The organism is Marinobacter sp. P4B1 (genome assembly GCF_001447135.1).
Classification (GTDB): domain Bacteria; phylum Pseudomonadota; class Gammaproteobacteria; order Pseudomonadales; family Oleiphilaceae; genus Marinobacter; species Marinobacter vinifirmus.
In genome coordinates, this window is the sequence record NZ_LLXM01000015.1 from 533,868 (window position 1) to 549,403 (window position 15,536).

14 protein-coding genes are annotated in these 15,536 nt (G+C 61.3%); 10 read left to right on the forward strand and 4 right to left on the reverse strand.

Annotated features, from left to right (window positions below):
- The first annotated feature begins 85 nt into the window (after nt 1–85).
- The 6 genes from AQ621_RS14130 (at nt 86) to modC (ending at nt 5,315) form a co-directional block, all read left to right on the forward strand.
- The gene (locus AQ621_RS14130) at nt 86–823 is read left to right on the forward strand and encodes a glutathione S-transferase family protein (RefSeq protein WP_058341951.1); all 738 of its coding nucleotides are present in this window, start codon (nt 86–88) and stop codon (nt 821–823) included.
- Between the two features lie 107 nt (nt 824–930).
- Complete coding sequence (locus AQ621_RS14135; protein ID WP_058341952.1) at nt 931–1,914, forward strand: sterol desaturase family protein; 984 nt, start codon at nt 931–933, stop codon at nt 1,912–1,914.
- Nucleotides 1,880–2,812: an alpha/beta hydrolase gene (locus tag AQ621_RS14140; RefSeq protein ID WP_058341953.1), complete on the forward strand. Its 933-nt coding sequence runs from the start codon at nt 1,880–1,882 to the stop codon at nt 2,810–2,812. The genes AQ621_RS14135 and AQ621_RS14140 overlap by 35 nt, the downstream gene beginning before the upstream one ends.
- Complete coding sequence (gene modA, locus AQ621_RS14145) at nt 2,746–3,549, forward strand: molybdate ABC transporter substrate-binding protein (protein WP_145840287.1); 804 nt, start codon at nt 2,746–2,748, stop codon at nt 3,547–3,549. Before AQ621_RS14140 ends, modA begins: the two co-directional genes overlap by 67 nt.
- Nucleotides 3,550–3,564: 15 nt before the next feature.
- Nucleotides 3,565–4,242, forward strand: coding sequence for a molybdate ABC transporter permease subunit (modB, locus tag AQ621_RS14150; RefSeq protein ID WP_058341955.1), 678 nt, complete (start codon nt 3,565–3,567; stop codon nt 4,240–4,242).
- The gene (gene modC, locus AQ621_RS14155) at nt 4,239–5,315 is read left to right on the forward strand and encodes a molybdenum ABC transporter ATP-binding protein (protein WP_058341956.1); all 1,077 of its coding nucleotides are present in this window, start codon (nt 4,239–4,241) and stop codon (nt 5,313–5,315) included. The genes modB and modC overlap by 4 nt, the downstream gene beginning before the upstream one ends.
- 2 nt (nt 5,316–5,317) lie before the next feature.
- On the opposite strand, the gene crp is transcribed toward modC, so the two are convergent.
- Nucleotides 5,318–5,959: a cAMP-activated global transcriptional regulator CRP gene (gene crp / locus AQ621_RS14160; protein ID WP_022988450.1), complete on the reverse strand. Its 642-nt coding sequence runs from the start codon at nt 5,957–5,959 to the stop codon at nt 5,318–5,320.
- A 172-nt stretch (nt 5,960–6,131) separates the two neighbouring features.
- Here crp and AQ621_RS14165 point away from each other — a divergent pair, with 172 nt between their 5' ends.
- The 3 genes from AQ621_RS14165 (at nt 6,132) to AQ621_RS14175 (ending at nt 8,440) form a co-directional block, all read left to right on the forward strand.
- The gene (locus AQ621_RS14165) at nt 6,132–6,554 is read left to right on the forward strand and encodes an OsmC family protein (protein ID WP_022988451.1); all 423 of its coding nucleotides are present in this window, start codon (nt 6,132–6,134) and stop codon (nt 6,552–6,554) included.
- Between the two features lie 99 nt (nt 6,555–6,653).
- Complete coding sequence (gene speD, locus AQ621_RS14170) at nt 6,654–7,445, forward strand: adenosylmethionine decarboxylase (protein WP_022988452.1); 792 nt, start codon at nt 6,654–6,656, stop codon at nt 7,443–7,445.
- 137 nt (nt 7,446–7,582) lie between these two features.
- Complete coding sequence (locus AQ621_RS14175; RefSeq protein ID WP_058341957.1) at nt 7,583–8,440, forward strand: pirin family protein; 858 nt, start codon at nt 7,583–7,585, stop codon at nt 8,438–8,440.
- A gap of 3 nt (nt 8,441–8,443) precedes the next feature.
- On the opposite strand, the gene AQ621_RS14180 is transcribed toward AQ621_RS14175, so the two are convergent.
- Nucleotides 8,444–9,310: a phosphoribulokinase gene (locus AQ621_RS14180; RefSeq protein ID WP_058341958.1), complete on the reverse strand. Its 867-nt coding sequence runs from the start codon at nt 9,308–9,310 to the stop codon at nt 8,444–8,446.
- A 19-nt stretch (nt 9,311–9,329) separates the two neighbouring features.
- On the reverse strand, nt 9,330–13,082 hold the full coding sequence (locus AQ621_RS14185) for a DUF1631 family protein (protein WP_058341959.1): 3,753 nt from the start codon (nt 13,080–13,082) through the stop codon (nt 9,330–9,332).
- A 92-nt stretch (nt 13,083–13,174) separates the two neighbouring features.
- Here AQ621_RS14185 and AQ621_RS14190 point away from each other — a divergent pair, with 92 nt between their 5' ends.
- The gene (locus AQ621_RS14190; protein ID WP_058341960.1) at nt 13,175–14,245 is read left to right on the forward strand and encodes an aminopeptidase; all 1,071 of its coding nucleotides are present in this window, start codon (nt 13,175–13,177) and stop codon (nt 14,243–14,245) included.
- Here the strand turns inward: AQ621_RS14190 and argA are convergent.
- Nucleotides 14,219–15,526: an amino-acid N-acetyltransferase gene (gene argA / locus AQ621_RS14195; protein ID WP_058342444.1), complete on the reverse strand. Its 1,308-nt coding sequence runs from the start codon at nt 15,524–15,526 to the stop codon at nt 14,219–14,221. The genes AQ621_RS14190 and argA overlap by 27 nt on opposite strands.
- Nucleotides 15,527–15,536 lie beyond the last annotated feature (10 nt).

Here is a 15,536-nt window from a genome sequence, read left to right on the forward strand (position 1 = left end):
TGCTCCGTCACACGGAACCGGCCCGTTGTGGTACCGGGGCCACACAGGGTAACCTTGCGCCATCTATTTCAGGGGAATCATCACCATGGCCGTGAAACTCTACCAGTTCTGCATCTCCCACTATTCCGAAAAGGTTCGCTGGGCCCTGGATTACAAGGGCATCAAGTACCAGCCGGTCAACCTGCTACCCGGGCAGCACAGCAGAACCATCAAGAAGCTGACCCGGGCCGGGTCCTCGGTGCCGGTGCTGGACCACGATGGCCAGATTATCCAGGGCTCTTCAGAGATCCTGGACTACCTGGATAAAACTTTCCCGGAACCCGCCCTGATGCCCGAAGACCCGGCCCTGCAGGAACAGGTTCGCAGCTGGGAGACAAAGCTGGACGAACTGGCTGGCGCAGCCATCCGCACCTGGGTCTACCACTACTTCCTGCAACGGCCGAAGGTAGTGGTGCCCCTGCTGGCTGCCGGCACACCGTTCTACAACCGCATCCTGCTCAGCCTGGCCTTCAGCCGGGTGGACGAGATCATGCGCAACTGGATGAAGATTAACCAGAAGACCGCCGATGCCGCACAGGAAATCCTGGAGCAACTGATTACCGAGCTGGCAGAGGTGTACGAGCGGCAGCCGTACCTGGTGGGTGACCGGTTCACCCGGGCTGACCTGACCGCCGCAGCGCTGCTGGCCCCGTTGTTCCAGCCCGAGCAATACCCGGTGCCCTGGCCCAGGCCGGCAAAGATCCCGAAACCGGTGCAGGCCTGGCTAGCAGACTGGCGTCCGAAACTGGAGCCGGTGGTGCAGGTATACCAAAAGCACCGGTAACCGGGGCTGTTGGCCGAAAAGGCCACCTCCGCTGTCGCAACAGCGACAGTGCATTTATTGTTGGTTATGCCAAGATAAAACCTGAATAAAAACAAAACAGGTTTCCCATGGCATTACTCGACATGATGCGGGCCGTACTGGAAGACAGCGGCCTGCTGGCACTCTGGCACACACTGGCCCCGTGGCTGGCCCTGGATGAGCGGCAGCTGATTTTCATGGTGGCCACCCCCATCTTTATCGGTATTACCTTCTGGGAGTACCGGAAAATCCGTCACGACCCGAAACTGATGGATACCGCCGAAGCCATCCGCAACTTTGCCCTCGGCGCCGGTTACCAGGTTACCGAGTTACTGTTTGCCGGCATCATAACCTTCCCTGTCTATGCGCTTTGCTATCACTACCGCCTGTTCGAGCTGGAACTGAACTGGCTGACCGGATTCCTGACCTTCCTGGGCGTGGATTTCTGCTTCTACTGGATGCACCGGGCCAGCCATCGCATGCGCTGGTTCTGGGCGGCCCACGTAGTGCACCATTCCTCCGAACGCATGAACTTTTCCACTGCCATGCGCCAGAACGCCACCAACATTTTCAACTGTATGTGGGTGTTCTACCTGCCCATGGCCCTGATCGGCTTCAACCCGGTGTGGATCGGCGTGGCCTATGCCTTCTCGCTGGTGTACCAGTTCTTTGTGCACACCACGCTGGTGGGCCGGCTGCCCGGCTGGATCGAACGGGTGTTCAATACCCCCAGCCACCACCGTGTACACCATGGCCGCAATCCGGAATACATTGACCGCAACTACGGCGGCACCCTGATCATCTGGGACCGGCTGTTCGGCACCTTTGCCCCGGAAAACGATGCCAATCCGCCGGAGTACGGCATCACCCGGCAAATCCATTCCACCAACCTGATTGTGCTCTGGACCCACGAATATGTGGACATGTTCCGCGACATGAGCCGCCCGGGCGGTCTACTCTCCCGTCTCGGACATTTGTGGCGACCACCGGAGTGGCAGCGCCCGACCACCAGCAACAGCGAACAACCGGGCACCCTGCATGAGCGAAACCACCCTGAACCTGACCGCCACTGACGGACACCGGATAACCGGCACCCTGTTTTGCCCGGACACCCCCGGCGCGGCTTTAGTGATCAGCCACGGCATGGCCGAGCACGGCAACCGCTATGCCGGCCTGGCCCGGTGGCTGGGCAATCAGGGCGTGGCGGTTGTCACCTATCACCACCGGGGCCATGGCCCGGACTGCCGTCCGGAAGACCTGGGCCACTACGCAGACCATCAGGGCTGGCAGAAAGTGGTGGACGATCTCGGCCTGGTGGTGGATCACATCCGCCAGCAGTTTCCGGAGCTGCCGGTCACCCTGCTGGGCCACAGCATGGGGTCGTTCATCGCCCAGAGCTATGCTGCGCAGCACGGCGACAAGCTCGACACACTGGTGCTCAGTGCCACCAACCGCATTCACAAACCCCAGCTGCGGGCGTCCACCGCACTGGTCTGGCTGATCGGCTTGCTGCGGGGCCGCCGGCACCACAGCAAGCTCATAAGCGCCATGACCTTCGGCCAGTTCAACCGGCACTTCCGCCCTAACCGTACCGACTGCGACTGGCTCAGCCGGGACCCGCAACAAGTGGACCGCTACCGGGCAGATCCGCTGTGCGGGTTCGAGTGCAGCGCCGGCCTGTGGCATGATTTCATCGCTGGTATGCTTGGCATCAATCCCGGACAATGGCCGCAGGATCTTCCGGTACACCTGTTTGCCGGCACCGATGACCCGGTGGGCGAGATGGGCAAGGGTATCCGCCAGCACTTCCGGGCGATCCGGGAGGCAGGCATCCAGAAGGTGACCTTCCGGCTGTTTGACGGAGGCCGCCACGAGATGCTGAATGAACTCAATGCCGAGGACGTATGGCAACACCTTCTGCAATGTATTCCGGTTCGGGAAAACGCCTGCACCGAGCCCTTGCCGGCCTGATCGGCACTGCCCTGCTTGTTTTCCAGTCTGCAGCCCTCGCGGAAACGGCCACCCTGGCGGTAGCCGCCAACTTCACCGGCACCATGAACCGGCTGGCGCCGTTGTTCGAACAACAGACCGGTCACCAGTTGCGCATCAGCTACGGCTCTACCGGCAAACTCTATGCCCAGATCCGCCATCGCGCGCCGTTTGATGCCTTTATGGCAGCTGACCAGGAACGACCCCGGTTACTGGAACAACAGGGGCTGGCGGTCGCCGGCACACGATTTGACTATGCCGAGGGCCGGCTGGCGCTCTGGAGCAGAACCCCCGATCTGTTTACCGATGGCCTGGCCTGGCTGGCCCGACAACCCGAGCGGCTGGCCATCGGCAACCCGAAAACCGCCCCTTACGGCATCGCTGCCATGGAAGCGCTGCAGAATCTCGGGCTCGCACAAGCCCTCCGACCCGCGCTGGTCAGTGGCGACTCCATTGCCCAGACCTTCCAGTTTGTCGCCACCGGCAATGCCGTCGCAGGGTTTGTAGCACTCGCCCAAACGCGGGCGTGGAATGAGGAAGGCTCCCTGTGGCTGGTACCGAATGATCTGCACACGCCCATCAGGCAACAGGCTGTTTTGCTGGGCCACGGCGAGGATAATCCGGCGGCCCGGGCGTGGATGTTGTTTCTCGCCAGCGAACCGGCAAAGGCGATCATCCGTGAAGACGGCTACGATATTCCTGAACAGCCCAACCACTGAACTGGCGGAGACTTCATGAGCCCGGAATGGCAGGCCGTCTGGCTGACCCTGAAACTGGCAGGCATCACCACCGCACTGCTGCTGGTGATTGGCACGCCCATCGCCTGGTGGCTGGCCCGCACCGGGCACTGGCTGCGCCAGCCGGTTTCGGCCGTGGTTGCACTGCCACTGGTACTGCCACCCACGGTGCTGGGTTTTTACCTGCTGATCGTTATGGGCCCGGACGGTGCCCTGGGCCGCCTGATGGAGAGCCTCGGGCTTGGCCTGCTGCCCTTTACCTTCGAAGGGCTGGTGCTGGCGTCGGTTATCTATTCCCTGCCCTTTACCGTCCAGCCCCTGCAAACCGCTTTCCTGACCATCAACCAGAGCCTGCTGGAGACCGCCGCCACCTTGCGGGCTTCACCCCGGGATCGGTTTTTCTCGGTTGTGATTCCGCTGGCGCGTCCGGGCTTTCTGACTGCCGCGGTACTGACCTTTGCCCACACCGTGGGTGAATTCGGGGTGGTGCTGATGATTGGCGGCAACATTCCGGGAGAAACCAAGGTCTTGTCGGTGGCCATCTTCGACCATGTGGAAGCCCTTGAGTACACCCAGGCCCACTGGCTGTCTGCCGGCATGGTGGCGTTTTCCTTTGTGGTGCTGGTCAGCCTGTACGCCCTGAATGGCCGCTACCAGCCGGGAGTGGTGAAATGACCGGTACCGTCAACGCCTGCCTCCGGTGCCAGCTGGGGGACTTCACCCTGGATGTAGACCTGACCCTGCCCGGCTCCGGGATAACCGCGATCTTCGGCCACTCCGGGTGCGGCAAGACCACCCTGCTGCGCTGCATCGCCGGCCTGCAGCCTGCCGAGGGTCACCTGAGCGTGCTGGGCGAACCCTGGCAGGCCGGAAAGCTCAGCCGGCCCGTGCACCACCGGCCCCTGGCCTATGTGTTCCAGGAAACCAACCTGTTTCCCCACCTGTCGGTGCGTAAAAACCTGCTGTACGGATACCGGCGGGTGCCCAAAGCCCACCGGAAAATAGAACCTGAACAGGTGCACCAGTGGCTCGGCCTGTCGCCCCTGCTGGAGCGGATGCCGGCCGGATTATCCGGCGGGGAGCGCCAGCGGGTGGCCATCGGCCGGGCCCTGCTCACCAGCCCCCGACTGCTGCTGATGGACGAGCCCCTGACGGCCCTGGACCAGCAGAGCAAACAGGACATCCTGCCGTACCTGGAACGGCTGCGGGACAGCCTGGAGCTGCCGGTGCTCTACGTATCCCACTCCACCGCCGAGGTGGCCCGGCTGGCAGATCATATCGTGATGATGGATCAGGGCCGGGTGGTTGCCCAGGGCCCGCTGCAGGAAACCCTGGCCCGCACCGATCACCCGTTCCGGCTGGAAGAAAATGCAGGGGTTCTTCTGGAAGGCAAGATTATCGAGGTGGATACCCGCTGGCACCTGTGCCGGCTGGCGTTCGATGGCGGCGAGCTCTGGCTGCGCCACCATGATCACCTGAGTGAGGGAATGACTGTGCGGGTACAGGTGCTGGCCCGGGATATCAGCCTTGCCCTGGAGGAAAATCCGGACCAGAGCATCCAGAACCTGTTACCGGCCTGTATCGACCAGATTGATACCGAGGTAACCCCCGGCACCAGCCTGGTACGCCTGGGAGCCGGGCCAACCGCTTTCCTGGCCCGCCTGACCACCCGCTCCCTGCACCAGTTGCAACTGGAGCAGGGCCAGCAGGTTTGGATGCAGATTAAATCCGTCGCCCTGATGGACTGACCTTAGCGGGTGCCGAACACCACCATGGTCTTGCCTTTCACCCGCACCAGGCCCTGATCTTCCAGGGTTTTCAGCACCCGGCCCACCATTTCCCGGGAACAGCCGACAATGCGGCCGATTTCCTGGCGGGTGATCTTGATCTGCATGCCGTCCGGGTGGGTCATGGCATCCGGTTCCTTGCACAGGTCCAGCAGGGTACGGGCTACCCGACCGGTTACGTCCAGGAAGGCCAGGTCACCCACTTTGCGAGTGGTCTGGCGCAGGCGCGTTGCCATCTGCTCACCGATGAAATACAGCACCCGCGGATCCTGCTGGGCGATTTCCCGGAACTTGGTGTAGCTGATTTCCGCCACTTCACACTCGGTCTTGGCCTTGACCCAGGCACTGCGGGAATCCATGTTATCGAACAGACCCATTTCGCCGAAAAAGTCCCCGGCGTTCAGGTAGGCCATGATCATCTCCCGGCCATCGTCGTCTTCAATGATAACGGTCACCGAACCTTTGACGATGTAGAACAGGGAGTCACTTTTGTCGCCTGCATAGATGATGGTGCTTTTGGCGGGATAGCGCCGGCGATGGCATTGGGAAAGAAAATAATCGAGATGTTTGGTCTTCTGCTCAACCGGCTTGACGATAGTAGCCATAATGCGAGACGTGCCTCCTCAGAGTCTGGCAGTGCTTATCTTTTTATATCCCCGCTTTTCCCTGCAGGTTAGGGTTTTTACTGATGTGCCCGGCAACTTATAACAAGAAGGCCGGTTGCGGGCAACTGTGCTAGCATTCCCGGCCATACCCGAATAGCCGATGGAGACACCGATGAAAGCTACCGTTGACTGGACCGGCAATGCCAGCTTCAAAGCCACCAGTGGCACTGGCCACACCGTACAACTGGACGGACCGCCCGACCACGGCGGCCAGGACCTGGGCCCCCGCCCCATGGAAATGCTGCTGATGGGCGTGGGTGGCTGCTCGTCGTTTGATGTCATGAGCATCCTGAAAAAGAGCCGCCAGGACGTCACCGCCTGCCACGCCGAGCTCGAGGCCGAGCGGGCCGATGCCGTGCCTTCCGTGTTCACCAGGATTCACCTGCACTTTGTGGTAACCGGCCACAACCTGAAAGAAAAGCAGGTAGAACGGGCAGTTAGCCTGTCGGCAGAAAAGTACTGTTCGGCATCGATTATGCTGGGTAAGGCAGGCGTGGAAATCAGCCACAGTTACGAGATCCACGAGGCGGAATAACCGGCTGGAAAAAGTCATTGCAACGACTATCCAATGACACATACGGTATGCATAATACGCAACTTTCTTAAAGGTCTGCGCAAAAGGTGATCAACTATTATGGAAACCAAACTCCAGCTACACGGTTTCAACAACCTGACCAAGTCCCTGAGCTTCAATATCTACGATATCTGTTACGCGCAGACCGAAGAACAGCGTGAAGCCTATATTGATTACATCGACGAGATGTACAACGCCGAGCGCCTGACCCAGATCCTTTCAGACGTGGTCAAGATCATCGGCGCCAACATCCTCAACATTGCCCGCCAGGACTACGAGCCCCATGGCGCGTCTGTCACCATGCTGATTGCCGAGCACGAAGTGACCGACAGTGAAGCCAATAACGAGGAATCGCCGGGCCCACTGCCAGACACCATTGTTGCGCACCTGGACAAGAGCCACGTAACCGTTCACACCTACCCGGAAAGCCATCCCCACGACGGCGTAAGCACCTTCCGGGCGGATATCGACGTGTCCACCTGCGGCCTGATTTCACCGCTGAAGGTACTGAACTACCTGATCCACAGCTTCGATTCCGATGTCGTGACCGTGGACTACCGGGTGCGCGGCTTCACCCGTGATGTAGACGGCACCAAGCACTACATCGACCACGACATCAACTCGATCCAGAACTACCTGACCGAAGACACCCAGAACGCCTATCAGATGATCGACGTGAACGTGTACCAGGAAAACCTGTTCCACACCAAGATGATGCTGAAGGACTTCAACCTGGATAACTATGTATTCGGCGTGAATGCCAGCGAACTGGACCCGGCCGAAGCCCAGTCCATCGAAGACCGCCTGCGCCGCGAAATGCTGGAGATTTTCTACTCCCGAAACGTGGAATAATCCGGCCCTGCCGGTGGCCCGGACGGGCCGCCGGCCGCTCCTTCAGTTTTTTTGATCCCTCCCGCCAGAATTCTGCGTTTTCATCCTGCCCGTCGCCCCGGTTTAATGGAACCATTGCTAACCGAGAGGACGACACCATGACGCATCGCGCCCTGAAACAGATTATCCCCGCACTGGAGACCTCCGATGGTGCCGGGGTAAAAATCAAACGCTCCCTGGGCCAGCGCCAGAGCATCCGCATGGATCCCTTCCTGATGCTCGACGAGTTCGGCTCTGACCAGCCCCAGGATTACATTGCAGGCTTTCCCGCCCACCCGCACCGGGGTTTCGAGACGGTCACCTACATGATCGAAGGCCACATGTTGCACGAAGACCACCTGGGTAACCGGGGCAACCTGCGCAACGGCGGCGTGCAGTGGATGACAGCCGGCCGGGGCATTGTGCACTCGGAAATGCCACAGCAGGAATCCGGCCTGATGCGCGGTTTCCAGCTGTGGCTGAACCTGCCGGCGGCGGAAAAAATGAAACCGGCCGGCTACCGGGATATCCAGCCCGAAGACATTCCGGCCTTCAGTCAGGGCGGCGCCACCGTCAAGCTGATTGCCGGCGAGATGACCCTCAGTGGTGGCCAGGTATCCGGTGCGGTCACTGGCGGAAGTACCGATGCCATCTACGCTGACATTCACCTGGAGCCCGGCAGCCAGCTGTCATTGCCGGTACCGGCCAGCCACAACGCCATGCTGTACCTGTACGAAGGCGACGCCGAACTGATCACGGGGGACGAGCGCACCCGGTTGCAGCCATCGGCAGCCAGTGTACTGGATGACGGTGACGAGCTGATGCTGGAGGGCGGCACACAGCCGGCCCGGTTGCTGCTGATAGCCGGCAAACCGATCGGCGAGCCGATCGTGCAATACGGCCCGTTTGTGATGAACACGCGGGAAGAAATCGAACAGACCCTGAAGGATTACCAGAGCGGCCATCTGACCGCCTGAGCCTCAGGCGAAGGCCTTGCCGGCCATCAGCTTCTGCACCATGGGCCGGACGATCAGGTCCATGGCCAGGGGCATCTTGGTACCGGGAATCACCAGGGTATCGTGGCGGGACAGAGTGCTGTGGGGAATCACCTGCAGCAGCCAGGCAAAGTCGACATCGGTGGCTTCCCGGAAGTGGATCACCACCATGCTTTCATCTTCGGTGGGCACATCCCGGGCAATAAACGGGTTGGAGGTATCCACCAGCGGGATGCGCTGGAAATTGATGTGGGTATGGGAAAACTGCGGCACGATGTCGTGCACATAGTCGTCCATACGGTTGATGATGGTTTTGACCACCGCATCCGGGCTGTAACCCCGCTGGTTGGTATCCCGGTGAATCTTCTGGATCCATTCCAGGTTGACGATGGGTACCACGCCGATCAACAGGTCCACATACTGGGCAATGTTGTAGTTTTCGCTGACCACCCCGCCATGCAAACCTTCGTAGAACAGTAAATCGGTATCCGCCGGCAATGACTGCCAGGGGGTGAAGGTTCCGGGCTTGAAACCGGCAGCAATCAGCTCCCGGTCTTCATCGTGGACATAGTGGCGATAACGGCCGTTGCCGGTATGGCTGTAGTCGTACAGCAAGGCTTCCAGGCGGTCGATGTGGTTGGCCGCCAGGGCAAAGTGGTTGCGCTCGCCGAACTGCCCCTTGGCGGCCAGCCGGGCCATCTGCTCGCGGGTATATCGGTGAAAGCTGTCGCCGCTGACCATGGCCGCGCTGATGTCTTCACTGGCAAACAACCGGCTGAAGATCTGGCCGGTTGTACTGGTGCCCGCTCCGGAGGACCCGGTAACGGCTATAACAGGATGGCGTTTGGACATAAACGGCAAAGCTCCCGGATCAGGTCAGGCTGTCGAGCAGCCGCGGCTTCTCGATCACAAAGCCCTGAGCATAGTCCACACCCAGCTGTCGCAACAGGTCCAGCACGTCCCGGGACTCCACCTGCGAGGCAATCACCTCCCGCTCCATGTAGTGGGCCATGTCGACCATGGACTTCACCATGGTCTGGTCAGTCTCGCTGGCCACCAGCTGGCTGGTGAAGGCGCTGTCGATCTTGATCAGATCCACCGGCAGCGAACGCATGAACTGGAACGAGCTGGGGCCACTACCGAAGTCACCCAGACAGAACCGGCAACCCAGCTCCTTCATTTCCGCCATGAAGTCGGCCACCGCCTGCAGGTCATTGATGGCCGAAGCTTCTGTCAGTTCGAACCAGAGCCGTTCAATGGGCGCATCCTGCTTGCTGAGCTTTTCGTAGATAAATTCCAGCAGCGACTGGTCATTCAGGGAGTGACCGGACAGGTTGATACAGATTCCACCCACCGCGCCGGGGTCCGGCGCCTCTTCCCGCAACCAGTCCAGCATGTGGCCCACCACCCAGCGGTCCACCACCTGCATCCGGTCATAGCGCTCGGCCATGCGGATGAAGTCCCGGCCAGTAATCAGCTGCCCGCTGTCGTCGTACATGCTGATCAGCACTTCGTACTGGGACGGCATCCTGGCTTTGCCATGCAGCGGGATAATCTTCTGGCAGCGCAGCAACATGCGCTCGTCGCCCGGGTCCCGCAGGTTCGCCAGCCGGGCAGCAATCTGTTCCTGGCGGTCCTGGTCGGCCTTGTCCGGCGCATACTCGGCAATGGTGCCCTCGCCTTTCTTGCGGGCGGCGGTCAGCGCCTGCTCGGAGGCCCGCAACCAGCGCTCGCCATTGACCAGCACCGGCAGGTCCGGCACCAGCCCCACGTTCGCCGACAACGCATACTGGTTGCCGCCGAATTCGAACACATCGGTTTCGATGGCGCTGATCAGCGCCTTGGCAATGCTGTTGCCCTTGTCCGCCGGCACCAGCATGGCAAATTCGTTACCCGCCAGGCGCGCCACCGGCCGGCCACCCTCCGCCTGCCGGCACAGGATATCCGCCAGGCGTTTCAGCACTTCATCACCGGCCTGGTAGCCGGCCGTGTCGTTCAATAGCCGGAAACCCCGAAGATCCAGGTACAGCAAGACCAGGTTTTCTTCCCGTCCCGCCAGTTGCTGGTCGAGCATACGCTCGAATTCCCGGCGGTTCAGCAGGCCGGTCAACTGGTCATGGCTGGATGCCCAGGACAGCTGGTCGTAAACATCCTTGACCATGCGGTCGATACTTTCATCCACCAGCGGCCGATCATACTCGGCATCCGGCACAATCACGCCACGGCGCATCTGGCGGGCCAGGTCTTCCAGGCCCAGCTCCACCACTCTCATGCCCTGATGGTTCACAAAGACAAAGCGGCCGAAGCCCCGGGCTACCCACACCAGCCTGATATGCTGGGGCTGTTCCGGCTGGCTCAGGTCCTTCAGCCATTGCCCGCCCTGCAACTGCTGGGCGCGGGTAATCCAGCGCTGGAGGTTGCGCCGCTCCAGTTCGCTCAGACCATCCTGGTCCTGTGCTGACGCATCCTGCTCCGGCTCGGCCTCGGGCACATCCACCATTTCAGGCGGCTGCTCCGGCGACCGCACCAGGAACCGTTTGAGTTCTTCCCGAATCCGGGACGAGGGCATATGGTTACCGGAAATAGACGCCAGGCCATCCTGGATCAGCCGCAGCAGTTCCGGCAGGTTGATCTCCATCTGCGGGTCTTCACCGAAGGCCTGCAGGGAGTCGATCACCTCCAGGTAATCAGCCCACGCCTGGCTGTCCGGGCCCTGGCGGATCCAGGTCAGCGACAGCAGGTCACGCCAGCCGCCTTCCAGCAGGGTCATCAGTGCCCTGGGCACCCGGCAGCCGGCAATCTTGCGGTTGACCGCTTCAGTGACCGCCGCCCGGGACTCGGATACTTTCTGGGCCCCCTCTGCCGCCGCCGTAACCCGCTCAACATTGCGGCGATAAATCTGGTTCTGGCGTTCGATCAGCCCGTCCAGCTCGGCAAGCGTTTGTTCGAACATCCCCGGGTCCTGCTCGAACTCGGTGGCAATACGGTGCACCAGCTCATCAACCCGGCGCTGCACCACCGGGTTGATCCGGCCGCCCCGGATACCCAGCTGGGCCAGCCGGTTCATCACTTCCCGAACCGGGCTGCCATGGTCCTCGAAAAACGCAGGATCACGCATCACCACCTTCAGTACCGGCACTTCCAGCCGGCGCATGATGGCCTGGGCGTGTTCACTGAGTTTCGGGCTGGACAACACACTCTGGAAAAAGCGATCGACCACATCGAGGGTTTCCTGCTGTTCCTCGTTCAGGCCGGCGTCTTCGCCATTTTCCCGAACCTTGCCCAGCACCCGCTCTTTCAGGGATGCGGTATCGTCTTCGTCACCGACAACCTGTAGCTGCAGTTCCTGCAGATCACGGTACAGCTCACCCGGCGACAGCGGCCGGGCATCGGCGGGGAACATCCCGGTTGCCGGCTCCCCGGCGGCCGCCCGACTGGCCTGGAGGGTACTCAACAGGTTGCGAACCGTGGCGAACGCCGTCCGGGCCGACTGGGAATAACCACGGAAGTCACCGGCTGGCCGGTTAGCGGGGTCGCTGTTCTGGTCCGCAGTAGTTTGCTGATCGGCCACAGCCGGTTTCGGCTCTTCGGCCGGCTTTGGCTCCGGCGGCGTCCTGGTTGGCCGGGGATCGGGCTGTTCACTGAGGTAGCGGGACAGGTCGAGATCCGGCAACACACCATGGCGAATCAGTATGTTGTTCAGTTCCCGGTACATGGGCCCGAGTTCCTTCAGCACCGTCAGCTCGAAAACCTTCAGGCAAATTTTTTCCACATCCCGGGACAGGTTGAGCTGCCCCAGGGCATTGTGGAACGCCTCGCTGACCAGGGCCGGCCCCAGCGGATTATGGTGGCCAGTGCGGTTGGCCACCTGCAGGTGGTCCAGGCGCAGCTTCAGCTGCAGCAGGTCACCGCGATAGCGGGTGTCGGCCCGGGTCACCATCACCCGTACCGCCAGCCATTCCTCGAATTCGTTCTTGTCGACTACCGACAGCGCCGCGCCGGGGGCGCCCTTGGGTTCAGGCTTCAGGGGTGACTGCAGGCTGGCCGCCATCTGGTGCCAGATGACCCGCTGGCGGCTGTGGATCTGCCCGGCCGCTTCCAGGTATTCGTTGGCCTGCTGGTCATGGGAAGCCTTCCTGGCAGCAGCCTGCAGTTCCTCGGCCATCTGAACGATGCAGGCATCCATCAGGGGTTCGATGTAGTGGGTAATTGCCCGGGCGGCCTGGTGCAGGACAAACTGGACCCGGTCAGAAGGCGCCTTGAGGGAGGAGCGATCCTGTTCCCGGCTGGCGCCGCACAGCTTGAGCATGGCGTTGACCGCCTCGGGGTCCGAGCGGGTAAAACTGACGCCCATGGCCCCTTCGGTACGGCGGGTGGGTGTCACTTGGAGCTCGTAACGGCGGTTACCTTCCAGCCCGCGAAAACGCACCACCAGCTCTTGCGGCGCATCACCCGAGAACGCCCGTTCGATCTTGCCGGAAGTTTCGGCAGAATAACGAATGTACATGCCCTCGGCACAGAAATCGGCGATCTGGCACGGCAACGGATTACCTGCACCGATATCCAGCTGGGCTGCGAGTTTGATGGGCTGTCGGGTGCTGCTGCGACGTTCTTTGGGTTCCATGGACATCCTGGTCGGTTACCGGTTCGACGGCGATGGCTGGCAATGCATTTGCTCAGTGACCGTGCGCGTGTTTCATCATAACATTCCATGTCATGAAACAGCTTATTCAGATCAATCTTCTTTTACTACTTCTGGCTGGTGTATCCGGGTGTTCGACTTTCGGCTACTACAGCCAGGCCATCGGCGGCCACCTGTCGCTGATGATGCGGGGCGAGCCGGTAGAGCGCCTGCAAAAGCAGCCGGATACACCGCCGGAATTGCGGCAGAAACTGGAGCTTGCCGAAGCTGCCCGCCGCTTCGCCCGCAACCGGCTCGACCTGCCCACAGGCGATGCGTTTACCGAGTTCGTGGAACTGGACAGGCCCTGGGTGGTGGTCAACCTGGTGGCGGTGCCCGAGTTCTCCCTGGAGCCCCACCGCTGGTGCTATCCGGTGCTCGGCTGCCAGGCTTACCGAGGCTACTTCAAACTCGAACAGGCACGCAAGGAAGAGGCCCGGTTCCGCCTGCAGGGCTACGACACCTTTATTGGCGGGGTGACGGCCTACTCAACACTGGGCTGGTTTGATGACCCGCTACACACCGGCTTTACCCGACTGTCGGATGACCGCATGGTAGCGCTGATGTTCCACGAACTGGCCCACCAGGTGGTCTACATGGCCGAAGATACCGCCTTCAACGAGAGCTTTGCGACCGCCGTGGAACTGGAAGGGTTGCGCCTGTGGCTCGAGCAGCAAAACAGTGCGGAAGATTTTGACCTGGCCTTGCTGCGGCAGGAGCACCGAAACCAAACCCTGGCCCTGGTTGAGGCAACTACGGCAGAGCTGGAGCAGCTGTACAACCGGCAGGACAGGCTGACCACGGAACAACTGCGTGAGCGCAAGGCAGGACACCTGGAGCAGCTGGCGCAGGCCTATGCCCGGCTGGCCGATGACTACCCGGAGCCCGGCCCTTTCGGGGCGCCGCCGGTGCAGCTGAACAACGCCAACCTGGCGCTGTTCCGGCAGTACAACCAGCATGTGCCGGCGTTCCGGCAACTGTTGCGGGAGCTGGACTACAACTTCGGGGAATTCTACCGGCAGGTGGAACAGCTGTCCGGCCAGCCGGAACCGAAACGCAGGGCCCGGCTGGCGGAGTTGTCACATCGGTTTGACGAACACCTTTGAGTTGCGCTGGGTGTTGTAGGCCGCCAGCTTGGGCCCCGGCAGGTTCTGCACGGCCGTCGGCTCGAAGCCCCGCTCCCGGAACCAGTGTTCGGTCTGGGTGGTGAGCACAAACAGTTTGCGGATGCCCTGGCTGCGGGCCAGCTTTTCCACCATGGCCAGGATGTCGTCACCCCGGCCTGCCCGGCGATAAGAAGGGTCAACGGCGAAGCATGAAAGCTCGCCGGCGCCTTCATCCGGGTAATTGTAGAGGGCAGCGCAACCCACAATGGTGCCGTCCCGTTCTGCCACCACAAACCGGTCGATTTCGGTTTCCAGCATTTCCCGGGAGCGGCGCACCAGTACGCCCTGCTCTTCCAGTGGCTGGATCAGCTCCAGTATCCCGCCGATGTCTTCCACCCGGGCCTGGCGAATCTGCTCGTAGTTGTCACCGCTCACCAGGGTGCCGGAGCCGTCCCGGGTGAACAGTTCTTCCAGCAAGGCGCCGTCTTCGGCGTAGCTGATTATGTGGGCCCGGCGCACCCCTTTAACACAGGCATCACAGGCAGCTTTCAGCAGCGCGGCATCGTGGCCGGTCACGGTATTGTCGTTCAGCCGCTCGGAAGCCTGGCGCGCAGACAACTCACGGATCAGCGAGCCGTCTTCATCCAGCAGGCCTTCATCATCAATAAAGACAATCAGCTTTTCCGCCTGCAGCGCGGCCGCCACCTGGCTGCCAACATCCTCGTAGGACAGGTTGAAGGCGTCGCCGGTGGGTGAATAGCCCATGGGCGGCAGCAGTACAATGTGGCCCAGCTCCAGCAACTGCTCGATACCCCGGCTATCGACCCGGCGTACCCGCCCAGTGTAGCCGAAATCGATGCCATCCAATACCCCGACCGGCTTGGCGGTCAGATAGTTGCCACTGCTGACACGGATCCGCGCGTTGTGCATGGGCGAGTTCACCAGCCCCATGGACAACTGGCTTTCAACGTAGGCGCGCAAGCCGCCAATGGCTTCCATCACCAGCGGCAGATGGTCATCGGGCGTAACCCGGAGCCCGCGGGAGAAGGTGGATTCCAGGCCGGCATCATCCAGCCGCGACTGAATCTGCGGGCGGCCACCAAAGGCCACCACCAGTCGCACACCCAGGCTGCTGAGCAGGGCGATGTCGTGGATGATATTAATAAAATTGCGGTGCTCTATGGCATCGCCGGGCATGGTCAGCACCACCGTGCGCCCGCGATGAGCGTTGATGTACGGTGATGAGTGCCGGAACCCGTGCAGCCATTCGTTTGATTTCAAACCGGTCTCC